General features: G+C 65.4%; 28 protein-coding genes. 14 read left to right on the top strand and 14 right to left on the bottom strand.

Annotated features, from left to right (window positions below):
* Positions 1-10 precede the first annotated feature (10 nt).
* Complete coding sequence (locus tag CH268_RS24695) at positions 11-1,360, top strand: MFS transporter (RefSeq protein ID WP_094666159.1); 1,350 nt, start codon at positions 11-13, stop codon at positions 1,358-1,360.
* Here the strand turns inward: CH268_RS24695 and CH268_RS24700 are convergent.
* Positions 1,332-1,973 (bottom strand): GntR family transcriptional regulator, encoded by a 642-nt coding sequence (locus tag CH268_RS24700; protein WP_032385734.1) that lies wholly within the window; start codon positions 1,971-1,973, stop codon positions 1,332-1,334. The two genes, CH268_RS24695 and CH268_RS24700, sit on opposite strands and share 29 nt — an antisense overlap.
* 46 nt (positions 1,974-2,019) lie before the next feature.
* Between CH268_RS24700 and CH268_RS24705 the strand changes: the two genes are divergently transcribed.
* Positions 2,020-2,820 carry a carbon-nitrogen hydrolase family protein gene (locus CH268_RS24705; RefSeq protein WP_094666160.1) on the top strand — a complete coding sequence of 267 codons (801 nt, stop codon included), beginning with the start codon at positions 2,020-2,022 and terminating at the stop codon, positions 2,818-2,820.
* Positions 2,821-3,181: 361 nt separating this feature from the next.
* On the opposite strand, the gene CH268_RS24710 is transcribed toward CH268_RS24705, so the two are convergent.
* From CH268_RS24710 to pdxH, 5 genes are all read right to left on the bottom strand, one after another.
* Positions 3,182-4,480: a citrate synthase gene (locus CH268_RS24710; protein ID WP_027495925.1), complete on the bottom strand. Its 1,299-nt coding sequence runs from the start codon at positions 4,478-4,480 to the stop codon at positions 3,182-3,184.
* Positions 4,481-4,550: 70 nt separating this feature from the next.
* On the bottom strand, positions 4,551-5,522 hold the full coding sequence (locus CH268_RS24715) for a carbohydrate kinase family protein (protein WP_094666161.1): 972 nt from the start codon (positions 5,520-5,522) through the stop codon (positions 4,551-4,553).
* Positions 5,519-6,448: an aldose 1-epimerase family protein gene (locus CH268_RS24720; protein ID WP_032385849.1), complete on the bottom strand. Its 930-nt coding sequence runs from the start codon at positions 6,446-6,448 to the stop codon at positions 5,519-5,521. Before CH268_RS24720 ends, CH268_RS24715 begins: the two co-directional genes overlap by 4 nt.
* The gene (locus CH268_RS24725) at positions 6,432-7,754 is read right to left on the bottom strand and encodes an MFS transporter (RefSeq protein WP_176458057.1); all 1,323 of its coding nucleotides are present in this window, start codon (positions 7,752-7,754) and stop codon (positions 6,432-6,434) included. Before CH268_RS24725 ends, CH268_RS24720 begins: the two co-directional genes overlap by 17 nt.
* A gap of 5 nt (positions 7,755-7,759) precedes the next feature.
* Positions 7,760-8,377, bottom strand: coding sequence for a pyridoxamine 5'-phosphate oxidase (pdxH, locus tag CH268_RS24730; protein WP_255182499.1), 618 nt, complete (start codon positions 8,375-8,377; stop codon positions 7,760-7,762).
* A 134-nt stretch (positions 8,378-8,511) separates the two neighbouring features.
* Here pdxH and CH268_RS24735 point away from each other — a divergent pair, with 134 nt between their 5' ends.
* From CH268_RS24735 to CH268_RS24755, 5 genes are all read left to right on the top strand, one after another.
* Positions 8,512-9,630: a citrate synthase 2 gene (locus CH268_RS24735; RefSeq protein WP_027495921.1), complete on the top strand. Its 1,119-nt coding sequence runs from the start codon at positions 8,512-8,514 to the stop codon at positions 9,628-9,630.
* A 69-nt stretch (positions 9,631-9,699) separates the two neighbouring features.
* Complete coding sequence (gene serC / locus CH268_RS24740) at positions 9,700-10,821, top strand: phosphoserine transaminase (RefSeq protein WP_027495920.1); 1,122 nt, start codon at positions 9,700-9,702, stop codon at positions 10,819-10,821.
* Positions 10,822-10,912: 91 nt separating this feature from the next.
* Positions 10,913-11,584, top strand: a complete 672-nt coding sequence (locus CH268_RS24745; protein WP_094666164.1) for a rhomboid-like protein — start codon at positions 10,913-10,915, stop codon at positions 11,582-11,584.
* A gap of 111 nt (positions 11,585-11,695) precedes the next feature.
* A complete protein-coding gene (gene sepH, locus CH268_RS24750) occupies positions 11,696-12,595 on the top strand; it encodes a septation protein SepH (protein WP_032372953.1) in 900 nt (299 codons plus the stop codon).
* Between the two features lie 63 nt (positions 12,596-12,658).
* Entirely contained in the window at positions 12,659-13,426 is a 768-nt protein-coding gene (locus CH268_RS24755) for a DUF6928 family protein (RefSeq protein ID WP_094666165.1), read from the top strand.
* Between the two features lie 92 nt (positions 13,427-13,518).
* Here the strand turns inward: CH268_RS24755 and CH268_RS24760 are convergent, their stop codons facing one another.
* On the bottom strand, positions 13,519-13,782 hold the full coding sequence (locus CH268_RS24760; protein WP_094666166.1) for a DUF2537 domain-containing protein: 264 nt from the start codon (positions 13,780-13,782) through the stop codon (positions 13,519-13,521).
* Entirely contained in the window at positions 13,779-14,582 is an 804-nt protein-coding gene (locus tag CH268_RS24765; protein WP_032385739.1) for a TrmH family RNA methyltransferase, read from the bottom strand. The genes CH268_RS24760 and CH268_RS24765 overlap by 4 nt, the downstream gene beginning before the upstream one ends.
* A 75-nt stretch (positions 14,583-14,657) precedes the next feature.
* Between CH268_RS24765 and CH268_RS24770 the strand changes: the two genes are divergently transcribed.
* Positions 14,658-15,857: a GNAT family N-acetyltransferase gene (locus CH268_RS24770; RefSeq protein ID WP_032365886.1), complete on the top strand. Its 1,200-nt coding sequence runs from the start codon at positions 14,658-14,660 to the stop codon at positions 15,855-15,857.
* 5 nt (positions 15,858-15,862) lie between these two features.
* Here CH268_RS24770 and CH268_RS24775 read toward each other — a convergent pair whose 3' ends face one another.
* Genes CH268_RS24775 through CH268_RS24785 form a run of 3 tightly spaced genes read right to left on the bottom strand, consistent with a single transcriptional unit; the run spans position 15,863 to position 18,201 of the window.
* Entirely contained in the window at positions 15,863-16,510 is a 648-nt protein-coding gene (locus tag CH268_RS24775; RefSeq protein WP_094666167.1) for a response regulator transcription factor, read from the bottom strand.
* 21 nt (positions 16,511-16,531) lie between these two features.
* Positions 16,532-17,650, bottom strand: a complete 1,119-nt coding sequence (locus CH268_RS24780; protein ID WP_080731035.1) for a sensor histidine kinase — start codon at positions 17,648-17,650, stop codon at positions 16,532-16,534.
* Positions 17,647-18,201 carry a CcdC protein domain-containing protein gene (locus CH268_RS24785; RefSeq protein ID WP_027495911.1) on the bottom strand — a complete coding sequence of 185 codons (555 nt, stop codon included), beginning with the start codon at positions 18,199-18,201 and terminating at the stop codon, positions 17,647-17,649. The genes CH268_RS24780 and CH268_RS24785 overlap by 4 nt, the downstream gene beginning before the upstream one ends.
* 167 nt (positions 18,202-18,368) lie before the next feature.
* Here CH268_RS24785 and CH268_RS24790 point away from each other — a divergent pair, with 167 nt between their 5' ends.
* The 5 genes from CH268_RS24790 to CH268_RS24810 are packed head-to-tail and all read left to right on the top strand — an operon-like array spanning position 18,369 to position 22,088.
* Entirely contained in the window at positions 18,369-18,596 is a 228-nt protein-coding gene (locus CH268_RS24790; protein WP_176457023.1) for a hypothetical protein, read from the top strand.
* Positions 18,593-19,543 (top strand): ABC transporter ATP-binding protein, encoded by a 951-nt coding sequence (locus CH268_RS24795; RefSeq protein WP_032365883.1) that lies wholly within the window; start codon positions 18,593-18,595, stop codon positions 19,541-19,543. Before CH268_RS24790 ends, CH268_RS24795 begins: the two co-directional genes overlap by 4 nt.
* Positions 19,540-20,313: an ABC transporter permease gene (locus tag CH268_RS24800; RefSeq protein WP_094666168.1), complete on the top strand. Its 774-nt coding sequence runs from the start codon at positions 19,540-19,542 to the stop codon at positions 20,311-20,313. The genes CH268_RS24795 and CH268_RS24800 overlap by 4 nt, the downstream gene beginning before the upstream one ends.
* A 36-nt stretch (positions 20,314-20,349) precedes the next feature.
* A complete protein-coding gene (locus CH268_RS24805; RefSeq protein ID WP_094666169.1) occupies positions 20,350-21,486 on the top strand; it encodes a sensor histidine kinase in 1,137 nt (378 codons plus the stop codon).
* Positions 21,483-22,088: a response regulator transcription factor gene (locus CH268_RS24810; RefSeq protein ID WP_027495906.1), complete on the top strand. Its 606-nt coding sequence runs from the start codon at positions 21,483-21,485 to the stop codon at positions 22,086-22,088. Before CH268_RS24805 ends, CH268_RS24810 begins: the two co-directional genes overlap by 4 nt.
* 6 nt (positions 22,089-22,094) lie before the next feature.
* Here the strand turns inward: CH268_RS24810 and CH268_RS24815 are convergent, their stop codons facing one another.
* From CH268_RS24815 to CH268_RS24825, 3 genes are read right to left on the bottom strand one after another with little or no spacing between them, the layout of a single operon-like run.
* A complete protein-coding gene (locus CH268_RS24815) occupies positions 22,095-23,366 on the bottom strand; it encodes an MFS transporter (RefSeq protein ID WP_094666170.1) in 1,272 nt (423 codons plus the stop codon).
* A 57-nt stretch (positions 23,367-23,423) separates the two neighbouring features.
* On the bottom strand, positions 23,424-23,852 hold the full coding sequence (locus CH268_RS24820) for a MarR family winged helix-turn-helix transcriptional regulator (RefSeq protein WP_027495905.1): 429 nt from the start codon (positions 23,850-23,852) through the stop codon (positions 23,424-23,426).
* A 52-nt stretch (positions 23,853-23,904) separates the two neighbouring features.
* Complete coding sequence (locus CH268_RS24825; protein WP_027495904.1) at positions 23,905-25,356, bottom strand: NCS2 family permease; 1,452 nt, start codon at positions 25,354-25,356, stop codon at positions 23,905-23,907.
* A 59-nt stretch (positions 25,357-25,415) separates the two neighbouring features.
* On the opposite strand from CH268_RS24825, the gene CH268_RS24830 reads away from it, so the two are divergent.
* On the top strand, positions 25,416-25,655 hold the full coding sequence (locus CH268_RS24830; RefSeq protein WP_027495903.1) for a DUF2530 domain-containing protein: 240 nt from the start codon (positions 25,416-25,418) through the stop codon (positions 25,653-25,655).
* Positions 25,656-25,689 lie beyond the last annotated feature (34 nt).

Genomic DNA, 25,689 nt, shown 5'->3' on the forward strand with positions numbered 1-25,689 from the left:
AGGAGTCGTCATGACCGAACCTGTTTCGGTAGATAGAAAAGGCCTGGCCAAGGCCTTCGCGGCCAGCCTCACCGGAACGGCATTGGAGTGGTACGACTTCGCGGTCTACTCGGCCGCCGCAGCTCTGGTGTTTCCGCTGGTCTTCTTCCCGGACAGCGACCCACTGACCGGGACACTGCTGGCTTTCTCGACGTACGCCGTCGGGTATGTCGCCCGTCCGGTCGGAGGGTTCGTCTTCGGACGGCTCGGCGACGTCATCGGACGAAAACAGCTCCTCGTCATCACCCTGCTGCTGATCGGCGTCACAACGTTCGCCATCGGTCTGATCCCCGGATACGACTCCATCGGCATCGCGGCACCGATCATTCTCGTCACGATGCGCTTCTGCCAGGGCGTTGCCGTCGGCGGCGAATGGGGCGGAGCCGTTCTCCTGTCGAGCGAATACGGCGATCCCCGCAAACGCGGATTCTGGTCTTCCGCAGCACAGATCGGACCACCCGCGGGCAACCTGCTCGCCAACGGTGCACTTGCCGTTCTGACGCTGACATTGACCGACCAGCAGTTCGAGTCCTGGGGATGGCGCGTGGCGTTCCTGTTCTCCGCGGTACTCGTCGGATTCGGTCTGTGGATCCGGTTGAAGCTCGAGGACACCCCGGTGTTCAAGGCGCTGCAGGAAAGCGGCGAACGTTCCGAGGCACCGATCAGCGAAGTGTTCAAGACCGAGCTGCGACCCCTGGTGGCTGGCATCATGTCTCGTGTCGCACCGGACGTCATCTACGCGCTGTTCACCGTCTTCTCGATCACCTACGGCACACAGAAGTTGGGCTTCGAGCGCAGTGAGGTACTCACCGCCATTCTGATTGGGTCGGCATGCCAACTCGGCCTGATCCCGCTCGCCGGAGCGGTGTCCGACCGCATCAACCGACGCCTCGTCTACGGCGTCGCAGCCGTGGGCGGTGTCGCGTGGAGTGCGATCTTCTTCCTCGTCATCGGCGGAGGATCGCTACCGCTGCTGATCCTGGGCGTGGTTGTGGGCCTGGCGTTCCACTCGTTCATGTACGGGCCACAGGCAGCATTCGTCACCGAGCAGTTCAGCGTTCGATTGCGCTCCACCGGTAGCTCGTTGGCGTACACGATCGCCGGTGTCTTCGGTGGTGCGATGGCCCCGCTGATCTTCGTCTACCTGTTGGACAAGACGGACAGCTGGGTGCCGATCGCCGGGTACATCGTCGTTGTCGGCGCCGTGACACTCGTCGGCCTCGCCCTCGGACGCAACCCGGACCCCACCGAGGACGAGCACTACGTGCTGCTGGGCCAGCAGCACGAAAACGCTACGCGCGCAACAGAGTCTGAAGCGTGACCTCGAGGTGAGCGTCGATCTTCTCGTGCACCAGGCCCTCGTCGCCGGCACTCAGTGCGTCGATGATGGCCTGGTGCTCGGCGCACACCCGGTGCTGCCGGTTGGCGGCGGTGAACAATGCACTCAAGCCCACTCGGAGCTGACGCGCCCGCAAACCGGCATACGTGCGCGACAGCAGATCACTGCCCGCCGAATCGATCAAACTCTGATGGAACGTTCCGTCCCAGTCGATGAATTCCTTGGGAGCGTCGGTGCTGTCGGAATTCATCAGCAGCTCCTGCTGATGCAACGCATGCTGCATCGCCGTGATCGGAGCGTCACCGGCACGCAGCGCCCGCGATGCCGCGTGTCGTTCCAGAACGCCTCGCAGATCCATCAATTCGCCGATCTGTCGTCCGGACATCGCCGGCACATGGGCACCGCGCTTGGGCACCATCTCGACCAGACCCTCGGACTGCAGCATCAGCAACGCCTCACGCACCGGCGTGCGCGATACGCCGATTCGAGTCGCAAGTTCCTGTTCGTTCAGAAAAGTGCCGGTGGCGGCCGGTGACGACAACACCTGATCACGGACGAACTGGTACGCCTTGTCCCTCCCCGACAGTGGTTGCATACGATATGTATACCTGTCTTCCCCCGACGAAACCAGGAGTCACACCGTGAGCTCGACTATCCGCATCAGCCTGGCCCAGATCACCAGTGGCGAAAACCCCACCGAGAACCTCGAACTCGTCGAGACCCACACCCGCGCCGCGGCGCACGCAGGCTCGGACCTCGTCGTGTTCCCGGAGGCGATGATGCGCTGCTTCGGCGGACCCATCCGAAAGTTCGCGCAGCCACTGGACGGCGAATGGGCACAGACCGTTCGTCGGATCGCGTCCGACGCCGGCATCACCGTCGTCGCCGGAATGTTCACTCCCGCGCCCGACGACAGAGTGACCAACACACTGCTCGTCACCGGCCCGGGCGTCGAGGCGAGCTACGACAAGATTCATCTGTTCGACGCGTTCGGATTCGCCGAATCCGACACCGTCGCACCGGGTTCCGACCCGCTCGTGGTCGACATCGCGGGAGTCCGCGTCGGCTTCGCGACCTGCTACGACATTCGCTTCCCTGCCCTGTTCCAGAAACTCGGGGACCTCGGTGCCGAACTCGTCGTCGTACCGGCGTCCTGGGGATCGGGCGACGGCAAAGTGGAGCAGTGGACCCTGCTCGCCCGCGCACGCGCCCTGGACTCGACCACGTTCATCGCGGCCTGCGATCAGGCCGAACCTGCTGCCGCCGAGGGCAATGCCCCATTGGGCGTCGGCCACAGCATCGTCTGCTCCCCCACCGGCGAGATCCTCGGCCAACTCGACGCGACACCCGGAATGCTGACGATCGACATTCATACCGAGCTGGTCGACGCCGTGCGCAAGAACCTGCCAGTGCTGAAGAACCGCAAGCACTTCGACGCCTGAGTGCTCGCCCGTCAAACAGCGAGATCGCAGTTATGCAGCCAAAAGTGGCCATATCGCCCGCGTAACTGCGAACTCGGCGCGCGCACTCGGCCCTCACGCAGCGAGATCGCAGTTATGCAGCCGAAAGTGGCCATATGACCTGCGTAACCTCGAACTCGGCGCGCGAGCTCGACCCTCACGCAGCGAGATCGCAGTTATGCAGCCAGGAGTGGTCATATCGCCCGCGTAACTGCGAACTCGACGCGCGAAATCGAAGTTGGGGATAGATTCCGGCCAAATTACGTCCACAACCTCGAACTCGGCGTAAACGACAACGCCGCCGGCTCCCGAGGGAGTCGGCGGCGTTGTCGTGCAGCAAGAACTAGCGGGAGCTGACGTCCTGGTAGTCGCGCTCGGTGTAGCCGGTGTAGATCTGGCGCGGACGGCCGATCTTGCCGGTGGTGTCCTCGTTCTGTTCGCGCCAGTGCGCGATCCAGCCCGGGAGACGGCCCATCGCGAACAGCACCGTGAACATGCGCGGCGGGAAGCCCATCGCGCGGTAGATCAGGCCGGTGTAGAAGTCGACGTTGGGGTACAGCTTGCGCTCGACGAAGTAGTCGTCGGTGAGCGCGGTCTCTTCGAGCTTGAGCGCGATCTCGAGCAGTTCGTCGCCGTTGCCCAGCTTGCCGAGGATCGTGTGTGCGGTTTCCTTGACCAGCGTCGCGCGCGGATCGAAGTTCTTGTACACCCGGTGTCCGAAGCCCATGAGCTTGACGCCGTCTTCCTTGTTCTTCACTCGACGCAGGAAGTCGGTGGCGTCGCCGCCCTCGGCCTTGATCTTGTCGAGCATCTCGAGCACGGCCTGGTTGGCACCGCCATGCAGCGGGCCCCACAGCGCGTTGATGCCGCCGGAGATCGAGGTGAAGAGGTTCGCCTGCGAGGATCCGACGAGGCGGACCGTCGACGTGGAGCAGTTCTGCTCGTGGTCGGCGTGCAGGATGAGCAGCATGTCGAGTGCCTTGACGATCTCGGGATCGACCTCGTACGGCTCCGCGGGGAAGCCGAACGTCATGCGCAGGAAGTTCTCGACCAGGCTCTTCGAGTTGTCCGGGTACAGGAACGGCTGACCGACCGACTTCTTGTAGGCGTATGCCGCGATGGTCGGCAGCTTGGCCAGCAGACGGATGGTGGAGAGCTCGACCTGCTCGGGATCGTTCGGCTCGAGCGAATCCTGGTAGTACGCCGACAGTGCGTTGACCGCGCTCGACAGCACCGGCATCGGGTGCGCGTTGCGCGGGAAGCCGTCGAAGAAACGCTTGAGGTCCTCGTGCAGCAACGTGTGGCGACGGATGCGGTCGGTGAACGTCTCGAGCTCGTCCTCGGACGGCAGCTCCCCGTAGATCAACAGGTAGCTGACCTCGATGAACGACGACTTGCCCGCAAGCTGTTCGATCGGGTACCCGCGGTAGCGCAGGATCCCCGCGTCACCGTCGATGTACGTGATGGCCGACTTGGTGGACGCGGTGTTGACGAACCCGCCGTCCAGCGTCGTGTAGCCGGTGGTCGCCAGCAGCTTTCCCAGCTCGATACCGTTGTTGCCTTCACTGGCCTCGGCAATCGACATGGAATATTCGCCACCGGGGTAGGTGAGGGTGGCTTTGGCATCATTCTCAGCGGGCACGAATGGTCCCTCTCGAACTCGTGTAACGGACACGTACTTAAAACGGACAGTTCTAACGTCGCTAGTGAAACTAGTCTCTCGGTGCCTCGGACGCCCAGGGAGGGTCGGCACCGGGTCGTGAAACCGTGATCGCGGCTGCCGTGGCAGCGAACGAAAGAGCTTGCCGCCAATCCTCCCCGGTCATCTCCTGTACCGCTTTCGATGTGATAATGGTCTCTTTTTCCAGGTAGCTCAACAGTGCGCCGTGCACGGTGTCACCAGCGCCGATCGTGTCGACGACGTCGACGGCAACGCCCGGTACCGACACCTCCTCGGCTGCTGTCACTCCCGTGGCCGTCGTCTCCCCGGACGCGGTGAACACCGAGATTCCGTCTCCGCCGCGGGTCATCACCACCGCGGTCACCCCGGCGGCGAGCCAGTCGTCGACGGTGGTGCCCTGGGTGCCCAGTCCAAGCCAGTGCGAGTCGTCCTCGGACACCTTGAGAATGTCGATGCTCGGCAACCACGAGCGAAAGCGATCGCGGAATCCGTCGGCGGTGATGTCGCCGCTGGTGCTGTCGATGGCGGCCGGGCGAATGTTGGGGTCGAGCATCGTCAGCTTGCCCGCGGCCCGAGCTCGATGCAGCAGTTCGGCGTACACCGACGCGCCGGGCTCGTACAGCAACGACAACGTGCCGAAGGACAGGACACTGATCTCGTCGGGCAGATCACCGGGATCGGCGACGAGTCGATCGGCCGTGCCATCGGCGTAGAACGAGTACTCGGCGCTGCCGTCCTCGGCGAGGGTCGTCATCGCCAACGTCGTCGGCTCGTCACCGCGCTGCACCCACGAGATGTCGACCCCGGCATCGCGCAGACTCGTCAGGATCTGCTCGCCGAACGAGTCGCGAGAGATGCGGGAGAGATAGGCAACCGGCGACCCCAACCGACCGATCGAGATGGCGACGTTGAACGGCCCGCCGCCGAGTTTCGGTGAGAGCAGCGGCCCCTCGTGCACCGGCACCAGATCCACCAATGCTTCGCCGCACACCAGAATCGTCACTTCTCGTACTCCATTCCCCAGCTGCCGGACCAGGTCTGCCCCGGGTCGAGCACGATCAGATCGATCTCGGAATTCAACGCGTCGGGCGGGCAGGTCATCGGTTCGATCGCCAACGCGCGTCCCCGATCCGGGTACGCCTGATCGTTGGCGGGATCGGCGGTGAACACCTGCACCCACCCGAAGTTGCTGTCGGTCCACAGCACCGTCGCGGTGCCGTCGGGACCACGCAGTGTGTGCTTCGCGCGTCCGTCTACGTCCGGCACCGAGGCACTGAACGGAGTGTCGAGCTGCACGCCCTCGAGGTTCCGAGGCTGCCGAAAGTCGTACTCGGTATCGGCCGTCGGCACCGAAAGCCCTACGGGCAGATTGCGTACCGGATCGAGCGGCAGCCGCGTACCCGCGGACAGTTCCAGCGTGCATTCGTCGAGGGGTACGTCCCCCACACGCACGTAGGTATGGAATCCCATTCCGTACGGCGCAGCCGATTCGCCCGTGTTCGTCGCCGACGCGGTCACCGTCAGACCGTCGTCGGACAGCTCGTGTGCCACCGTCAATCGCAACGAGAACGGCCAACCCTCGTGCGTACCGATGTCCACGCTCTGCTCGACGCGAGACTCGGTGTGCTCGTCGAGAGTCCACTCCACCCGTCGGACGAAACCGTGGCTCGCGTTGTTGCGGGCCGGTTCGGTGATCTCCAACCGATGTTCGACGCCTTCGAACGTGAACGTTCCGTCGGCCGTTCGATTGGGCCACGGGGCCAACACCAGTCCCGCCGACAGCGGCGGCTTGGTGCCCGCCTCCCACGTTTCGGTGAGCGGTGAGCCGTCGTACTCGAGGACCCGCAGGCCCGCTCCGACAGCAGCGACGTCGGCGCGATACTTGCCGCTCGTCAACGAATACGTCTGCGCCTCAGCTGTGGGAGCCATGCGAGCCATTGTCCACGACGGTGTCGTCCACCGTCTTGCTACCGACGATTGCGCCGACCCGGTAGCGAATGAATGCCGGTAGCGCGAGGGCTGCGATCGAGACACCGATGACCACCAGCACACCACCTCCTGCGGCGGCCGCGGCCGTCCCCACCGAGGCCGCTGCCGCGCCGTGCAGAACATCGCCGATCCGGGGCCCTCCCGCGACGACGACGATGAAGACACCTTGCAGTCGGCCGCGCATCTCGTCGGTCGCCACCGTCTGCAGCATCGTGCTGCGGAACGCCGCCGAGATCATGTCGGCACCACCACCGAGCGCCAGAAACGCCAGTGCGAACCACAGGGCAACCGTCGTCGCTCCGTCGGTCGCCGCACCGACGGCGAGCCCGAATCCGATCATCGCCACGCCCCAGACGACGATGCAGATCAACACCGCAAGTCCTTGACGCTGCACGCGCGGTAGCCAACCGGAGAACACTCCACCGAGCACCGCTCCCGCGGACATCGCCGCGAACAGCATGCCCAGCACCGGCCCACCCGAGGCCGGGTCCCCGAAACTGTCGTGGGCGATCTGCGGGAACAGCGCCCGAGGCATCCCGAACACCATGGCGATGATGTCGACGACGAACGACGCCAGCAGCACCTTCTGGGTCGCGAGGTACGCGAAACCCTCGAACACCGAACGTAATCCGGCGCGTTGACCGGACTTGGCCGGCGGAATGCCCGGCAGCCTGATCACCGCCCACAGCGTGGCGAACAGTGCGATGGTGTCGATCAGGTAGAGCGTCTCCAGTCCGATGTAGTAGATGAGAATGCCTGCACTGAGCGGACCGGCGATGGCACCGAAGTTCATCACCGTCATGTTCAGAGAGTTCGCGGCGGGCAGCTGCGCCGCGGGCAGGATTCGCGGCAGTATCGCACTGCGGGTCGGCTGATTGACGGCGAAGAAGGCCTGCTGAACTGCCAACAGCACCAACACGATCCACACGTTGTTCAGTTGCAGGAACGCCTGCAACCAGAACAGTGCCGACGTTCCGATCAGGCCGAACGTGGTGATCATCAACAAGGTTCGGCGGTCCATCACGTCGGCCAGGGCCCCGCCCCACAGCCCGAACACGATGAGGGGCACCAGAGCGAACACGCCCGTCAAGCCGACGTAGGCCGAGCTCAGGGTGATCTGATAAACCTGTTGCGGCACAGCGACGATCGAGAGCTGCGCGCCGATGACGGTGACGATGTTCGCCAGCCACAGGCGGCGATATGCGGGAGTCTTCAGCGGGGTCGTGTCGGCCAGGATGCCGCGCAGCCCGCTCACGGTTGCAGTCGCTCGATCACACCGCTCGCCGGCATCACTCGAATTCTGTTGTGCATCCGGCTGGTTCGACCCTGCCAGAATTCGACGATCTCCGGTTCGACGCGGATGCCGCCCCAGTTCGGCGGTACCGGCACCTCGCGTCCGTCGAACGTCGCGGTGACCTCGGCCAGTTGCGCGGCGAGGGCGTCGCGAGACACGACGGTTCGCGATTGCTCCGACGCCCATGCGCCCAGCTGCGAGCCGCGCGGTCGCGTCCGCCAGTACGCCTCGGTGGTGTCGCGGTCGACTCTGGTGACCGGTCCGCGGACAGTGAGCTGACGGGCGATGCCGATCCACGGAAAGGTGATGGACGCGTACGGCGTGGACGCCATTGCGCGGCCCTTGTCCGAGTCGTAGTTGGTGTAGAACACCACGCCCTCGGCGTCGAGGTCCTTGCACAGGACGGTGCGGGTCGCGGGCCTACCGGCAGCGTCGACCGTCCCGAGCACGATCGCGTTGGGCTCGGGCAGATTCGCAGCAACGGCGTCCGAGAGCCACTGCCGGGCCAGTGGCAACCAGCCGTCGCTCAGGGCGTCGACGTCGAGATCCTTGGGCTCGCCGTAGTCCACTCGCATGGTGGCCAGGCGCTGTTCTTCTGCAGACACGAACCCAGACGCTACTCCCGCGTAAAAGCTCGCTATGGTTTCCGCAAGCACGCCCGGATGCGGCGCAGAGCCGGGCGCAGTCGCGACGAGGGAGTCCACAGACCATGGCTGTTCAACACGTTCCCGAAGATTTCGTTCCCGGTCTCGAAGGTGTGGTCGCCTTCACCTCCGACATCGCCGAACCCGACAAGGACGGCGGCGCACTGCGTTACCGCGGAGTCGACATCGAGGAACTGGTTGCACAGGGCGTCACGTTCGGCGATGTGTGGGCGCTGTTGGTCGACGGCGAATTCGGCCGCGGTCTGCCACCGGCCGAACCGTTCCCCCTGCCCATCCACACCGGCGACGTCCGCGTCGACGTCCAAGCAGGCCTGGCGATGCTCGCTCCCATCTGGGGGTATCAGCCGGTACTCGACATCGACGACAGCACCGCCCGCGACAACCTGGCCCGCGCCTCGGTGATGGCACTGTCCTACGTCGCGCAGTCCGCTCGCGGCATCTACCAGCCCGCTGTGCCCCAGAGCCGCATCGATCAGGCGGCCACCGTGACCGAGCGCTTCATGGTCCGCTGGAAGGGCGAGCCCGACCCCGCCCACGTCGCCGCCATCGACGCCTACTGGGTCTCCGCCGCCGAACACGGCATGAATGCATCGACGTTCACCGCCCGAGTCATCGCCTCCACCGGAGCCGACGTCGCAGCATGTCTCTCCGGAGCCATCGGCGCGATGTCCGGCCCGCTGCACGGCGGCGCGCCGGCCCGCGTACTGCCCATGATCGAAGAAGTCGAGAAGACCGGCGACGCCCGCGCGCTGATCACCGGGATCCTCGACCGCAAGGAAAAGCTCATGGGCTTCGGGCACCGCGTCTACCGCGCCGAGGACCCCCGAGCCCGCGTGCTGCGCGCCACCGCCAAGCGCCTGAACGCTCCGCGCTACGAGGTTGCCGCCGCGCTCGAACAAGCCGCGTTGACGGAACTGCGCGAACGCCGCCCCGATCGAGCCATCGAGACCAACGTCGAGTTCTGGGCCGCCGTGATCCTCGACTTCGCCGAGGTCCCGGCACACATGATGCCCGCAATGTTCACCTGCGGGCGTACCGCCGGCTGGTGTGCTCACATTCTCGAGCAGAAGCGCCTGGGCAAGTTGGTGCGCCCGGCTGCCCTCTACACCGGCCCCGAACCGCGCACCCCCGACTCCGTCGACGGCTGGGACCTGATCCGGTAGTCGACGGTGTCATGACACCCGACTAGCCTGTGGAGGCCATATTCCATCGACGCTAGGACGCGCTACTCCATGGCCGATTTGCCGATCATTCCCGCCGATCTTCTTCCCGCCGACGGACGCTTCGGTTGCGGCCCGTCCAAGGTTCGCCCCGAGCAGCTGCAGTCCCTGGTCGACGTCGGTGCGTCCGTGTTCGGCACCAGCCACCGCCAGAAGCCCGTCAAGGACGTCGTCGGACGCGTACGCAGTGGTCTGAAAGACCTGTTCTCGCTCCCCGAGGGCTACGAGGTCGTCCTCGGCAACGGTGGTACCACCGCGTTCTGGGATGCCGCTGCGTTCGGTCTCATCCGGGAGAAGTCGCTGCACCTGACCAACGGTGAGTTCAGCTCGAAGTTCGCCTCGGTGGCCAAGAACAACCCGTTCATCGGCGATCCGATCGTCGTCAAGGCAGAGCCCGGCAGCGCGCCCGAGCCCACGTCGGATCCGTCCGTGGACCTCATCGGTTGGGCCCACAACGAGACCTCGACGGGCGTGGCCATCCCGGTCAGCCGTCCGGCCGGCTCGGAGAACGCCCTCATCGCGATCGACGCCACCTCCGGTGCCGGCGGACTGCCGGTGAACGTCGCCGATTCCGACGTCTACTACTTCGCTCCGCAGAAGTGCTTCGCCGCCGACGGCGGCCTCTGGGTCGCGCTGATGAGCCCGGCCGCTCTCGCCCGCGTCGACGAGATCGCCTCCAGTGGCCGGTGGGTTCCGGACTTCCTGTCGTTGCCGATCGCCGTCGACAACAGCAGCAAGGACCAGACCTACAACACCCCCGCAGTGGCGACGCTTCTGCTCTTCGCAGACCAGATCGAGTGGCTCAACAGCAAGGGCGGCCTGGATTGGGCCACGAAGCGGACTGCGGACTCGTCCTCACGCCTGTACGACTGGGCCGAGAACAGTGAATTCGCAACGCCGTTCGTGACCAACCCGGATCACCGCAGCCAGGTCGTCGGCACGATCGACTTCGACGAGAAGGTCGACGCGGCCCAGGTCGCCAAGATCCTGCGCGCCAACGGCGTCGTCGACACCGAGCCGTACCGCAAGCTCGGCCGCAACCAGCTGCGTGTCGGTATGTTCCCGGCCATCGAGCCGGACGACATCACCGCACTGACGAAGAGCATCGACTGGGTCGTGTCCACGCTGAGCTAGTCGGCAGCCAACTCACAGCTCGACCGCTCCCTTCGAGGCCTACACTTGCTATCAAGTACGCAAGCGTAACGACCTCGGAGGGAGCGTTCGTATGTCCAGGCTCCTCTCCGTTGTTCTACGACTGCGGGTGACTCTCGTGTTCTGCCTGCTCACAGCCGCAGGAACCGTCACTCTCGGGCAGATCGGGCCGCACGATCGTTGGCATGTGCTGCACGCCGCGAGCACCAACCTGCACAATCTCACCGACGGTCATCTCGCCACGCTCGTCACCAGCGCCTTCCTCACCGAGGGCCGGCCCGATTGGTGGTGGCTCGCCTCGGTCGCCATCCTGTTCGCCGTCGCCGAGTGGGTCTCGGGGTGGCGCCGGTTTCTGCTCACGTTCTGCGCCGGGCACATCGGCGCGACGGCACTGGTGGCTGTCGGGTTGTTCGTCGGCATCCACGTCGACTGGTTTGCCGACTCGCTGGCCGTAGCCGTCGACGTCGGGGTCAGTTACGCCGCAGCTGCAGTGGCGGGGTCCTTGATTCGATACCTGACGATGCCGTGGCGCGCAGTGTGGGGCGCATTGTGGATCGCCGTTGTCGCCGCCGGAGCCATCACCGATCCCTCGTTCACCGCTGCCGGCCACGCACTGGCGCTGATCATCGGGCTCGGACTCGGCGTATTCTTTCTTCGTCGAGATTCAATGCCGTTGTCGCGCAATCGAATCGACTCGACTTCGGCCGATCGGGTGCAACCGAGCGCGCAGCTGTCTACTCTCTGAGAAAGAAACCGACGCCACCGCCGCGAGGCGTGTCGGACACCCGCCGAATACGGTAGGTGAACTAGGCTCGAATTCGACGGTATCGCGAGCCGGCGCGATGAGGAGGTCAAGGTGCGAGACTTACGTGTGGTGGGTCTCGAGGCCGACGGAAAGTTCGTCGTGTGCGCAGATCCCAAAACCGGCGACAGATTCCGGCTTCCAGCCGACGACAAACTCCGCGCAGCCTCACGCGGAGACATCGCTCGACTAGGACAGATTGAGATCGAAATGGACAGCTTGCTCCGGCCGAAGGAAATCCAGGCCCGTATCCGCAGCGGCGCGACCATCGAACAGGTCGCCGCAGACTCCGGAATGGCCATCAGCCGAGTCGAGGTATTCGCGCACCCCGTACTGCTCGAGCGTTCGCAGGCAGCGTCCATGGCCCAGGCCGGACATCCGCTGCGGCACGACGGCCCGGCTGTGCAGACCCTGCTCGACATCGTCACCCTCGCCTTCCGCGCTCGCGGACACAACCTCGACGACGCGGCCTGGGACGCCTGGCGCGACGAGGACAACAAGTGGGTCGCCCAGCTGAAGTGGCAGGCAGGGCGCACCACGAACAAAGCGCACTGGCAGTTCTTGCCCGACGGTCACGGCGGCACCATCGCTCCGCTCGACGACACCGCACGCGAACTGATCGACCCGGACTTCGGACGTCAACTCCGCGGCCTGGCCCCGGTACGTGCACTCGCCTCCGCCGAGGACTCCGACGACGAGACCTCGCAGCAGAGTTTCGACGAGTACTACGGCACCACCGCCGACAGCGAGATCGACGCCGAGACCATCGACGTCGAGGTGGACGATGCGCCGACTCCCGAGCCCGAGCAGCCGCGCGAACCGGTGGCGAGGGAGCCCAGGCCCGCACCCAAGCCTGCCGCCGGTCACACCAGCGGCAAGGACAAGCGTGGCAAGCCGGCCATGCCATCGTGGGAAGACGTCCTGCTCGGTGTGCGCAGCAGCGGTCACAACTGAGTTCTTCGTGTGACCGATGTGCCGCGCGATGTCGGAGTGTCGACACCCACACCGTAGGCTTCGATGGAAGTCACGGAGAGAGAGGTGCCGGTAGTGGGGGCCAAAGCATCAACGATCTGGTACGTGGACGCACCGGATCCCATATCGGTACTGCGAGAAGCCACCACCTCCGACTGGAACGCCGCCAGTGCGCTCGTCGGACGGCTCTACCCCCATCTCACGGCCGTCCCCCTCGAGCAGGGACCCATCTCGACCTCGGCGGGCGTGGACGACGATCACGTGTTCATCGGGTGCTACCCCGGCGTCACCGTCGTCTGCGGATCCAACTTGTCGGTGCCCACGCCGTCGACCCTTCCCGAATCCGTCACCCGCCCACTGGCCTCCGAGCACACCTACCTCGTCGCCTCGGACCCAGAGCATGCCTGGGGTGCGTTCGCCTACTGGGAGCGCGGTGAATTCCGACGCTCGTTCAGCGCCACCCCCGTCTACATCTACGAGGACGTCGGGCTGCCTCTGGTGTGGGAGCGTCCGTTCTGGGCCGGTGACCACCCGCTGATCTATCCGCCCGGAGTGATGCCGGATCCGCAGTCACTGCCGTTCCACCCCCAGGAATTCGCCGAAGCCGCCAACGCCGAATGGCTCGGCTTCCGCTACACCGGTGCTCCGAAGCCCGGCGAGCTCGACCCGAACGCGCTGCCTGTCTGCGGTTTCACCATGTACGTGCCGGGGCAGGAGCCGCGGCCCCAGACCGTTCCGGTCCAGAATGCACCCGCAGCGGACTCGGCCGAGCCCGCACCGCGACCGAAGAAGCGCTGGTTCTCCCGCAAATAGTGGCTCGGGTGGGCACCGTTGCACGCAACGACCGACAATCGACGGGATTCCGCCGATCGTCGCCGGTAGTGCGCACCCCTGCCCGGGCCGGCTCAGAACGCCCGAGCCGCCAGTGCCACGAAACTCAGAAGCGCACCGGCGCTCGCTCCGTACACGGCCCAACGCCATACCGGAACGCCGAACCACCGCATGACCGTCGGGGCTGCGCCTGCCACGACGACGAGGTTGAGGCCGATCGCGAGCAGCGGATGAACTCTGGCCAGTTCCAGGCCGAACGCCGTCAGTGCCACCGCGACGAGGATCGCCGCGATCACGGCAACCGGGACACCGGTCCAGCGAACGTCCGGATCCTTCACGTCAGACGCACCCGTTCGTAGAAGCCCATCGCCGCGGCCGTCGCGACATTGAGCGAATCGGTACCGGGAGCCATCGGAATACGAGCGCGAATGTCGGTGGCGCGCATGGCATGTTCGGTCAGACCCGGCCCCTCGGCACCGAGCAGCAACGCGACCTTCTCCCCCGTCATCGCCGTCGCCAAAGACACTGCCTCCGGGTTCGGTGTCAGCGAGATCAGCTGAAAACCGTGCCGCCGCACCCGATCGAGGCCACGAGGCCACTCGGGCACCTTCGCGAACGGCACTCGGAGCACATGTCCCATCGACACCCGGACAGACCGTCGGTACAGGGGATCCGCGCAGGCGGCCCCGAACAACACCGCGTCCACCCCGAGACCGGCCGCATTGCGGAACATCGACCCGAGATTCTCGTGATCGTTGACGCCCTCGAGAATCGCGACCGTGTTCGCGCCGGCCAGCACGTCGTCCAGATCGAGGGCCGGCGGTCTGTTCGCCGCCGCCAACACACCACGGTTGAGGTGGAAGCCGACGACCTCGGCCATCACCTCAGCCGACGTCCGATAGAACGGAACGTCCGAATCGGCGAGGTCCTCGCGCAACGCGTCGAGCCGTCGATCCACGCCGAGCAGGCTGATCATCGGAAAACGCGAGCTCAGCAGGCGCTGCGCGACGAGCACGCCCTCCGCGATCACCAACCCTTTGCCCTCGGGCAGATCGGGGCGCCTGTCCGAGGAATTGAGGTCGCGGAAGTCGTCGAGCCGCGGGTCGAGGGGATCGTCGATGTCGATTACATGCACCACCTGCTCATCTTCTCACCCGGCATTTCTGGCAGTCCCTCGGCGAACCACCACCCCGGTATGGAAAAATTGTGAGTGATGACTACCGACGAATCGATCACCATCCGTACCGCCACCGACGACGACTGGGATGCCGTCGCGCTGCTCGACGCCCATGCGTTCGGCGAGCACCAGAACGCCGAGGACCTCGCCGAGACGCAGATCCTGACGAAGTCCGAGCACGTCTACCTGGCGTGGGACGGCGAGACCCCGGTCGGTGTGGCCATGCACTTCCCGATGTCGGTGACCGTTCCCGGCGGAGCTCAGGTCGAGGCATCGGGAGTGTCCTGGGTGTCGGTCGCACCGACGCATCGCCGACGCGGCATCCTGCGATCGATGTTCACTCAGCAGCATCGCGCTCTGAACGACGCCGGCGCACCGTTGTCACTGCTGACGGCCAGCGAGGCGACGATCTACGGACGCTTCGGGTATGGGCCGGTGACCGAGGAGATCAGCGTCTCGATCGACCGTCGGTTCGCGCAGTTCCGCAAGGACGCTCCCCCGGCGACGGGTGTGCGGCTGATCGAATCGGCCGAGGCCACCGAACTGCTTCCGGACATCTACCACCGGTGGCAGCAGCAGACCGCGGGCGCGCAGCCCAAGCCGCCGATCCGCTGGGAGCGCTTCTTCGCCGATCGCGAGAACCGACGCGGCGGACTGACCGCACTGTTCTTCGTCGTACATCCCGACGGATACGTCGCCTACCGACGCGGACGCAACCCGAGCCGGGTCGTGGTGGAGGAATTCATCGCGGTGACCGACGACGCCTACGCCGCGCTGTGGCAGATCCTCGTCGGTGTGGACCTGGTAGACACCATCGAGGTACGGCAGGCACGGGACGAGGCACTGCCGTTCCTGCTGACCAACAACCGGCTGCCGAAGGTAACGGCTCACCACGACGCTCTGTGGGCCCGGATCATGCATGTCGAGGCTGCCCTCGAGGCGCGCACCTATGCCCTCGACACATCACTGATCATCGCCGTCCGGGATCCCTTCCTCGACGCAGGCGGTACCTATTCGCTGACCGTCACGGACGGCAGAGCCACCTGCACCCGGGTGGAATCCGAGCCGGACATCGAACTCGACATCGACGTACTCGCCAGCATCTACTTCGGTACCCACCGAGCCCGATTGTTCGCCGCGGCCAATCGCCTCACCGCCCGCAACGAGGAATCTCTGCATGCGCTGGATCTGACCTTCGGAACAGCGCGACCGGCCGTCATGGGTTGGGGTTTCTGACGCGACTATCCCGCCAGCCCGTGCGTGAAGGCGAAGTGCACGGCCTGCGCTCGATCTCGCAGTCGGGCTTTCGCGAACAGATGGTTGATGTGTGTCTTGACTGTCGCCTCGCTGACGAACATCTGCTGCGCGATCTCGCGGTTCGACAAACCGGCCGAGATCGCGCGTAGGACCTCGACCTCACGCGGGGTCAAACCAGCTGGGATCTCGGGCGGACGGAAGTGCTCGACGGCTCCGAGCAGGCGAGCCTGTACCTCCGGATTCAGTACGGACTGCCCGGCTGCCGCCGCCCGCAATGCCGCCGCTATCTCGATCCGTCCGGCGTCCTTGGTGAGATATCCGCGTGCGCCCGCTCCGAGTGCATCGAGTATCGAGCGTTCGTCGGAGAAGGTCGTCAACACCACCACGGGTAGATCGGGGAAGAGCCCCTTCAGGGTTCGGGTCGCCTCTATCCCGTCGGTGCCCGGCATCCGCAGGTCCATCAGCACGACATCGAGGGATTCGGTACTCATCGCGGCCTGCACTGCGGCGACCGCGCTGTCGCCGTCCGTCGCGGTCGAGACGACGGTGATGTCGTCGATCAGATCGAGCATCGTCGCCAGCGCCTCGCGCACCGACGCCTGATCGTCGGCGATCACTATCCGAATGCTCATACCCTCACCTTCGTGTCGTCTTCAGTGTGGTTGCGGCACAGCAACTGTGGCACGGACCGTCCAACCCCGCCCGTCCGGACCCGCCGCGACCGACCCGCCGACCAGTGCGGCGCGCTCGCGCATGCCGACCAATCCCATTCCGGTACTGTCGACCGGTTTCGGCGGCGACGGAGCCGGGCCGTTGGTCACGGAGAGCTCCACCTGTTCTGCCGCGAAGCGAAGCACTACGTCGACTGCCGCTCCGGGAGCATGGGTACGGGCATTGGTCAGCGCCTCCTGCGCGCACCGAACAAGGAACTGCGACTGCGGCGTATCGAGATCGACAGCCTCGCCCTCGACCCGGAAGTTCCCGTCCGCGTCCACCAAAGCGGCCATCGTCGGCACCAGGGGCAGAACGTCCTGACGCAAAGTCTGCACGGCCCTGCGGGTTTCGGTGAGGCCCTCGCGAACGAGGCTCTGCGCCTTGCTCACCGCGGCTCTGGCCTCGTCGGCGCGACCGGCGTCGAGCAACGCGTCGGCGACTTCGAGCTGCATGTTGACCCCGGACAGCGAATGCGCGAGAACGTCGTGGATGTCGCGTGCGATACGGGCCCGCTCGGCCAGGGCATGCTCGCGCAATTCGGCGTCGGTGGCGCGCCGGGCATTGCGCAGTGCGTCCAGACGACTGCGTCGTGAATACCCGATCAGTACCGGCCACCCGGCGAAAAGACCGGCGGCCCATGGCCACCCGTCGACACCATGGTGATCGGCGATCCACAGCGCGCACGCGCACGCCACGCTGAGCGACACCGCATACGGAAACGCAATCGACGGCTTGAACCGCCACCCGGCATGTCCGGCGAACAGGAACGGAAACGCTGCTGCGACCCCGGTTCCGCCCAGAGGAAGAATCGCGGCGGAGGCGACCAGTGCGATGCCGGCCCCGGCGAGCGAGAGCCGGAGACCGGTCGACCGTCGCGACACCGTCGAGGCCGCCAGTACGAGACTGTTGACGACGAGCAGCGTGAGCACGAGCGGATCGTGCAGATCCGACGTCGCGAACGCCGCCACGACGACGACGGCCGTGACATACGGCCGACTCGACAGCCGGAAGCTGTCGAGTGCGGGTAACCGTACGTCCGGCGTGGGTGCCGACGTCACCGAATCTTCGCCCGTCCTTCGCGAACCCGACTGTGCATGTCGGCCAGCGTAGGCGACAACGTGTGGTTGCCGGACTTGTCGGCTCGCCACACGATGGTGGCCTCGGAATGCATGGCTCGGTAGAGCACCACGACCGATTCGGCGAGGAATCCGACCCCCACGGCCAACATGGTGGCCTGCCCGGCGACCGACGCTGCTGCCGGATCCACGACATTCTCCACCGGCACGAGGAGGAGGCGCACCGCGATCGCGGCCACCCATAGGCCGACCGACGCCAACGAGTAACGCATCCATGCCGCTCCGTCCCGCTCGGCGATCCGGACGGTGTAGCCGCGGACCACCCCGAACACGGCTCCGACGACACAGCCGAGGAGCAAGAACCCGATCGCCGTGGCCGAGAGCGCCGTCGAATTCAGTGACGCCAGTCCGGCGACGGCGAGGATCGCCGGAAGCACCAGCATGCGCCGAGCTTCCATGAGCTGGCCGGTCATGCGCCGCACCAGCAGGTATCCGACCAGAAGGACTACGAGAGCAATCGTTGCAATGTTCATGGCAGCAACGCTACGAAGATCGCGGTGGGGACACATCGACCCACGGGTGGAGATCGGGTGGAGACACGCGCGCATGACGTTTGTCATGGCTGGACCGTGACGGTGTCACCTCAGGTCATGATGCGCTGCACTGTTTTCGGTGCTCGACGCGCAGCAGGATCGTAGTCATGAAGCAACCAGACGAAGGAAATCTGTTCACCGATCTGATGGAGCTCGGGCCGGCTCCGACGATGGCGCGTGAGATTGTCGTCATCGTCATCAGCATCGCGATCATCGCCGTGCTGTTCGCGATTGTCGGCCCGTCCCTTCCGGCGTTCGTCGCACTGGGCGTCATCGTCGCCTTCATGGGTGTCCGGTTCGTCATCGGACTGCGCCATTGGGGGACGCAATCATGACCATCATCGACGTCGACGGGATGACTCGCCGCTACGGATCGGGCAAGAACGCGTACGAGGCCGTCCAGGCTCTCGATCTCCATGTCGCGGAGGGTGAGCTGTTCGGCCTACTGGGCACCAACGGTGCGGGCAAGACATCCACTCTCGAAGTGATTCAGGGCCTTTCGCGACCCAGCAAGGGCACGGTGCGGATCATGGGAATGGATCCGGTGGCCGATCGCCGCAAGGTCCGGCCGGCTCTGGGAATCATGCTGCAGAAGGGCGGACTGCCTCAGGATCTGACCACCGCCGAGAGTCTTCGGATGTGGGCGGGCACCTGCAGCCATCCACTGCCGGTGGCGGAGGTGCTCGGTCGCGTGGACCTGGCCGACCGTGCCGATACGCGGGTGAAATTCCTGTCCGGCGGCGAGCAGCGCAGGCTGGACCTGGCATGCGCGATCATCAGCCGTCCACGCATCTTGTTCCTGGACGAGCCGACCACCGGTCTCGACCCCGAAAGTCGCCGCAACACATGGCGGTTGATCCAGGAACTGAAGAACTCCGGCGTCACGATCATGTTGACGACGCACTACCTCGACGAGGCCGAATCGCTGTGCGATCGACTCGCGATCATGCACCGCGGCAGAGTCGTTCGCAGTGGCACCGTGGACGAGGTGGTCGCCGACCATCCGGCGAAGATCGAACTGAAGGCCCCCGGAACGGCACTGCCGTCGCTGCCGGGCACATCCATGGACGTCTCGGGAGAGACGGTCTCGATCCAGACGTCCTCGGTTCAGGAGACGCTGACCGATCTACTGATGTGGGCTCGCACCAACGGCGTCACCCTGCACGGCCTGGACGCCCGAGCGGCATCGCTGGAGACCGTGTTCCTCTCCATCGCAGACGAATTCGACAACTCCGATGTGAACGACCCAGCTACCGACAAGACCGAGGTGATGAGCGCATGAGTACGATGACCGCCCTGTCGCGAGCAGAATTCACACTGCTCGGACGCAACCGAGTACTGCTGTTCAATGCGGTCGTCATGCCGTTGATCTTCCCGATCGTGCTGCTGATCGTCGGCAGCCGATCCGACAACGGATTGACCGATACCGGAGTCGGAGCCGCGCTCGAGATCTTCGCACTGTTCCTCCTGGTGTTCATGGTCTACTACAACATGCTCTCGATCTACGCCACGCGGCGAGACGAGTTGGTACTCAAGCGACTTCGCACCGGAGAGAGTTCGGACATTCAGATACTGCTCGGCCCGGCGATACCCTCGCTGATCCTCACCGTCACGCTGGGCCTGATCGTCGGGGCCGTCGTGCTGGCCTTCGGCGGCCCGGTTCCCACCAACGTCTTGCTCGTCGCTGTTGCCCTCCTCGGCGGCGCTGCACTGTTCGCCGCACTGGCGTTGATCACGTCTGCCTTCACCCGTAATGCGGAAGCAGCGCAGATCACCAGCCTGCCGGTCATTCTGATCGCCATGGCCGGCTCGGCCATGCTGCGCGACGTTCTCCCGGATTCACTGAGCCGAGTCGTCGAGCTGACTCCCATGGCCGCGGTGTCGGACCTGTTGAATCTGGGCTGGTTCGGTACCACCACCCCCGGCGACGCGTCGGTCGGGTTCGCCGCCACCTTCGGCGAGGCCGCCATGCCGGTGGCGGTGATGCTGGCCTGGATTCTCGGCAGCCTGCTGATCGCCCGCACCCACTTCCGCTGGGAACCGCGGTCCTGATCGCACTGTCGTCGCCCGTCTGCAAGGCTGGAGATCATGAAGCTGTACGAGTACCTCAATCCACTGCACGGCTGGAACGACAGCAGTGCAGTGGAGAAGGTACGCGTCTACACCCGCCAATCGTTCCTGCTGATCACCGTCGGTGTCGCCGTCGGCGCGATGCTGACGACGCTTCAGTACGACGATTATCGATCGACGGCGGCGGCAGCGGTGTGTGCCGCCGCCGCTTTCGTGGTCGTTCAGCGCACCCCGGCACTCGGCGGCGAGTCGACGGCCAACCCTCGAATCCCGTTGGCGATCATGGCCGTCGCCGCTGTGGTGCTGGTTGCCGGAGGGACGACGAGCAATGCACTCTGGGCCGCGGTACTCGTCACCACCGCGGTCGCGACCCTGATTCGATTGCGCTGGTCTCTCGCGGCAGCCGTGGCCGCGGCCGCGATTGCCGCGGCCGTGGGAACCCCGGCGCTGGAAACGGTAATACTCGGCGTCTTCATCGCTTTCATGGCCTTCACCGTGCAACTGTCGGCGTGGCTGCTGCGCATCGTGACCGAACTCGACGCCACCCGCGACGCAGCCGCAGCTCTCTCCGTCGCAGAGGAGCGCCTGAGGTTCTCGCGCGATCTGCACGACGTCGTCGGACGCGCGCTCTCGGCCATCGCGGTCAAGAGTGAACTTGCCGCGACGCTGGCCCGCCGGGGTGACGACCGCGCCGCGACGCAGATGGACGAGGTGCGCGCGTTGGCGCAGGAATCGATGACCGACGCCCGAAAGCTGGTGCGCGGCTATCGATCGGTGGATGTCGCAGGCGAACTCGACGGTGCCCGCTCGCTCCTGTCGGCGGCCGGGATATCCACCGAGCTCACCGGTGAGACCTCGGCACTGTCCGAGCGGGGGGCCGAGGCGGCCGCCTGGGTGGTTCGTGAAGGCGTGACGAACATACTGCGTCACTCCGCGGCCACCTATTGCCGAATCGAACTGACCGACAGCAGTATTCGACTGACCAACGACCACCCCGGTGCGCCGAACGGCCGCAACGACGGCACGGGTCTGAGCGGCCTACGGGAACGCTTGGTCGCGGTCGGAGGGGAACTGCGCACGGAGCAGACAACCGAGAAATTCACCCTCATCGCAGTGTTGCCCACATCGCCCCAGAACCCGAGGACCACACCATGATTCGAGTTCTACTGGCCGACGACGAGAACCTCATTCGATCGGCGCTGGCGACCATGCTCGATCTGGAGGACGACATCGAGATCGTCGGACAGGCCGATTCGGGCGAGAAGGCCCTGACGGTTGCCGCGGCCCTGGCACCCGATGTGGCAGTGCTGGACCTGCAGATGGGCGGGATCGACGGCATCGAGACGGCGCAGAAAATTGCCGAGACACTGCCCACCTGCGCGTCGATCATCGTCACCAGCCACGGTCGGCCGGGCTACCTGAAGAAGGCGCTCGAGGCCGGCGTGCGCGGGTTCCTCCCCAAGACCACCTCGGCCGCCACCCTGGCCGAGGTGGTGCGCACCGTGCACGGCGGCGGGCGGTACGTCGACCCGACGCTCGCCGCGGAAGCCATCGGGGCCGGGGACTCACCGCTCACACCGCGGGAAGCCGATGTGCTCGAGTTCGCCGCCGACGGCGCATCGATCGCGGAGATCGCGCAGCGCGCGCATCTGTCACCCGGGACCACCCGCAACTATCTCTCTGCGGCGGCCGCGAAACTCGGGGCGGCGAACCGGCACGAGGCCTGCGCACTCGCCCGACGCCACGGGTGGATCTGAGGAGCGTCAGACCTTGGCGGCTGCGGCCACCGTGTCGAGGGTGGGCAGCCGGTGACCGTCGGCGGGCGGCACCACGGTGATCCGCAAGTTGTTGTGCCGCAGCAGATACACGGCAGCGAAGAGTCCCGTCGCCAATGAGATGACACCGCCGAACAGGAGCGGTGCGCGTGGGTCGAGGGCGTCGGCGAGCCAGCCGAGCACCGGGCTGCCCAGCGGAGTTCCGCCCAGGAAGCACAGCATGTAGATGCCCATCACGCGGCCGCGCATGTCGGACGGCACCGACATTTGCAGAATGTTCATCGCCGACGTCGTGAACGTCAGCGTCAATGCGCCGGTGGGCACCAACAGCACTGCCACGAGAACGTAATTGGGCATCAATCCCACGAGTAGCTCGAACAGACCGAACGCGATGACCGCACCGATGAAGAGCCGCAATCGAGGGGCGGTGGCGCGCCGGGCCGCCAGGGTCGCTCCCGCGAGCGTGCCGACCGCGAGGGTGGTCGACAGCAACCCGTATGCGTCGGCTCCGCTGCCGAACGTGTTGCGCGCCAGCACCGACAGACTCAGCGGAAAATTGAGACCGAACGTCGAGACCATGAACACCGTCGCCAGCAACACTCGTAGGTCTCCCCGCCCCCAGACGTAGCGAAAGCCCTCCCGTACCTGCCCTTTGGCGCGCGGTGCCGGTTCGACACGGAAGAGTTGACCGACGTTCATCGCCAGGAGGGCACCGAACACCGCGGCGAACGACACCGCGTTGATCAGGAACACCCAGCCGGTACCGACGAGGGTGATGAGCACTCCCGACACCGCAGGCCCGACGATCCGCGCCATGTTGAACGTCATCGAGTTCAACGCGATCGCGTTGGACAGAGTTTCCTTGCCCACCATCTCGATCGTGAACGATTGCCGCACCGGCGCGTCGATGGCAGACGAGCAGCCGAGGATGAAGGCGATGACATAGACGTGCCAGAGCTCGACCGTGTTGCCGACATCGAGCACACCCAGCACCAGACCGCAGACTGCGGCGAACACCTGGGTGATCATGAGGAGTTTGCGCTTGTCGTACCGGTCTGCGAGTACTCCGCCCCACACCGACAGAAACAGCGTCGGCCCGAATTGCAGGGCCATGACGATGCCGACGGCAAAGCCGTTGCCGCCGGAGAGCGTCAGCACGAGCCAGTCCTGGGCCACCCGCTGCATCCACGTTCCGACCAGCGAGACGATCTGCCCCGACGCCCACAATCGGTAGTTGCGAGTCTTCAGAGCAGCGAACATCGTCGCGCCGGACGTACGTGAAACTGGAGCCACAGGTCAAATAATAAACCTAGGTAACTACTCGGAGTCGCTGACCAATGCGCTGATGATGCTCACCGCATCTCGCAGCGTCGCGAGCTGCTCGGGTCCGAGGCCTGCCAGCTGTGCGGTCATCCACGCCTCGCGAGCACTCGCCTCGTCCGCGATCAGTTCCTTGCCGGCCGCCGACAACGACACGATCACCTGACGGCCATCGGTGGGATGCGGCGTGCGCTCCACCAGACCCAGCTCGGCCAACGACGCGATCACCCGCGTCATCGACGGGGGTTGAACCCGCTCCCGAGCCGCCAACGCGCCAGGCGTCATGTCGCCCTCCCTACTCAGGGTGGCCAGAGCCGACAGCTGAGTGAGCGACACTTGCGAGTCCACTCGCCTACCTCGAAGGTGGCGAGTCAACCTCACCACCGCAAGCGACAGGTCGCTTGCCAATTCCCGATTGTCTTTCACACTGTTTCCCGACGTCACAGCGCAGAGAATACGCCCTGGTACCGACCCAGCATCAGGTAACCGCATCCGTGATGGGACCGACTGCGAAGAACGCCACGAACAGCAACGCGACGACCCATAACAGGGGATGTACCGTCTTCGCTCGGCCCGAACCGACGGCGAGCACGACCCACGTGATGAAACCGACGCCGATACCGTTCGCGATGGAGTACGTGAACGGCATCACCAGGATGGTGAGGAAGGCCGGCAGCGCGTAATCGAAGCGCTTGAAGTCGATGTGGAGAACCTGACCGATCATCAGTGCACCCACCACCACCAGCGCCGGAGCAGCCGCCTCGATGGGCACGACAGCCGTGAGCGGGGTGAAGAACATTGCCAGCAGGAACAGCAGGCCGGTGACGACGTTGGCCAGTCCGGTGCGTGCGCCTTCCGCGATTCCCGAGGCCGACTCGACGAACACCGTGTTCGACGATGCGGACGCGCCGCCGCCCGCAATTGCTCCGGCACCTTCGACGACCAACGCCTTGCCGATGTTGGGCAGCGTGCCGTCCTTGTCGAGATTCGCTTCTTTACCCAGACCCGTCATCGTTCCCATCGCGTCGAAGAAGTTCGCGAGGACGAGCGTGAACACCAACAGACTCGCGGCCAGCACACCGATGCGGGTGAACGCACCGAACAGGTCGACGTTGCCCACCAGCGACAGGTCCGGCGACTGTACGAGAACGCTGGGCAGCTGCGGCACGGACAGGTTCCAGCCCTTGGGGTCGACGCCGTTCGACGGCCCCACGTCGGTGACCGCCTCGATGATGGCCGCCAACACCGTCGTGACCACGATGCCGATCAGCAGACCGCCGCGGACCTTGCGCACCACGAGCACACCCATCAGCAACAACCCGAACACGAAGATCACTGTCGGCCACGACGCGATGGACCCGTCGATGCCGAGGCCGACGGGAACCGTCGTGCCTGCGGCGTCGGGGATCCGGCGTACGAAGCCGGAATCGACCAAGCCGATGAACGCGATGAAGGCACCGATGCCTGCGGCGATCGCGGCCTTCAGTTCGGGCGGAATCGCGTTGAACACCGCCGTCCGGAAGCCGGTGACGGCCAACAGAACGATGATGATGCCGTCGATGACGACCAGGCCCATGGCCTCGGGCCAACTGACCTGAGGAGCGATGGTGACGGCCAGGAGAGTGTTGATGCCGAGGCCGGCCGCGATACCGAAGGGGTAGTTGGCGATGATGCCGAACGCGATGCTCATGAAGCCGGCGACCAGTGCCGTCACGGCGGCAACCTGGGCGACGGGCAGGATGTTGCCGAGCACGTCGGTCTTGGCAGCTGCGTCGTCGGCCGAGAAGCTACCGAGGATGAGCGGGTTGAGCACGACGATGTAGGCCATCGCCACGAAAGTGACGACACCGCCGCGAACCTCGGAACCCACAGTCGAGCCGCGCTCGGTGATCTTGAAGTAGTTGTCGAGTAATCGCGACGACATAGGCATGAGTGAAAGATAAAGCACACCGCGAGGGTTGGCGAAATATGGTGGCGTAGCGTGAATTCGTGGCCGACGTCCCGCAGATCCCGCCCCGCCTCACCGATCCGGTGCCGGTGTTGACGATCGGCATCCTCGGTTGGATCGTTGCGCTGGTCGTGTTCACCGCCACCGGCGACCGCAGCGACGACGCGGTGGCGACGTGTTGGTCCGGCATCGCGGTCGGCGCTGTCGGGTTCGCTCTGTTCCTGGCGCAGAGAGCCGCGTCACGACGCGGCAGCAGAACCGCCCAACGCGGCCTCGATTGAGATCAGGATCACGTTAGCCCGATCACGAAAACCG

This window comes from Rhodococcus sp. 06-1460-1B (genome assembly GCF_002258475.1).
Classification (GTDB): Bacteria; Actinomycetota; Actinomycetes; order Mycobacteriales; family Mycobacteriaceae; genus Rhodococcoides; species Rhodococcoides fascians.

Coding starts and splice junctions, on each gene's coding strand:
- CH268_RS24695 (WP_094666159.1), top strand. CDS start 11: ATGACCGAACCTGTTTCGGTAGATAGAAAAGGCCTGGCCAAGGCCTTC.
- CH268_RS24755 (WP_094666165.1), top strand. CDS start 12,659: ATGGAAGTCACGGAGAGAGAGGTGCCGGTAGTGGGGGCCAAAGCATCA.
- CH268_RS24700 (WP_032385734.1), bottom strand. CDS start 1,973: ATGCAACCACTGTCGGGGAGGGACAAGGCGTACCAGTTCGTCCGTGAT.
- CH268_RS24790 (WP_176457023.1), top strand. CDS start 18,369: ATGAAGCAACCAGACGAAGGAAATCTGTTCACCGATCTGATGGAGCTC.
- CH268_RS24745 (WP_094666164.1), top strand. CDS start 10,913: ATGTCCAGGCTCCTCTCCGTTGTTCTACGACTGCGGGTGACTCTCGTG.
- CH268_RS24805 (WP_094666169.1), top strand. CDS start 20,350: ATGAAGCTGTACGAGTACCTCAATCCACTGCACGGCTGGAACGACAGC.
- CH268_RS24770 (WP_032365886.1), top strand. CDS start 14,658: ATGACTACCGACGAATCGATCACCATCCGTACCGCCACCGACGACGAC.
- CH268_RS24815 (WP_094666170.1), bottom strand. CDS start 23,366: ATGTTCGCTGCTCTGAAGACTCGCAACTACCGATTGTGGGCGTCGGGG.
- CH268_RS24800 (WP_094666168.1), top strand. CDS start 19,540: ATGAGTACGATGACCGCCCTGTCGCGAGCAGAATTCACACTGCTCGGA.
- CH268_RS24785 (WP_027495911.1), bottom strand. CDS start 18,201: ATGAACATTGCAACGATTGCTCTCGTAGTCCTTCTGGTCGGATACCTG.
- serC (WP_027495920.1), top strand. CDS start 9,700: ATGGCCGATTTGCCGATCATTCCCGCCGATCTTCTTCCCGCCGACGGA.
- CH268_RS24795 (WP_032365883.1), top strand. CDS start 18,593: ATGACCATCATCGACGTCGACGGGATGACTCGCCGCTACGGATCGGGC.
- CH268_RS24775 (WP_094666167.1), bottom strand. CDS start 16,510: ATGAGCATTCGGATAGTGATCGCCGACGATCAGGCGTCGGTGCGCGAG.
- CH268_RS24825 (WP_027495904.1), bottom strand. CDS start 25,356: ATGCCTATGTCGTCGCGATTACTCGACAACTACTTCAAGATCACCGAG.
- CH268_RS24735 (WP_027495921.1), top strand. CDS start 8,512: ATGGCTGTTCAACACGTTCCCGAAGATTTCGTTCCCGGTCTCGAAGGT.
- pdxH (WP_255182499.1), bottom strand. CDS start 8,377: ATGCGAGTGGACTACGGCGAGCCCAAGGATCTCGACGTCGACGCCCTG.
- CH268_RS24720 (WP_032385849.1), bottom strand. CDS start 6,448: ATGGCTCCCACAGCTGAGGCGCAGACGTATTCGTTGACGAGCGGCAAG.
- CH268_RS24810 (WP_027495906.1), top strand. CDS start 21,483: ATGATTCGAGTTCTACTGGCCGACGACGAGAACCTCATTCGATCGGCG.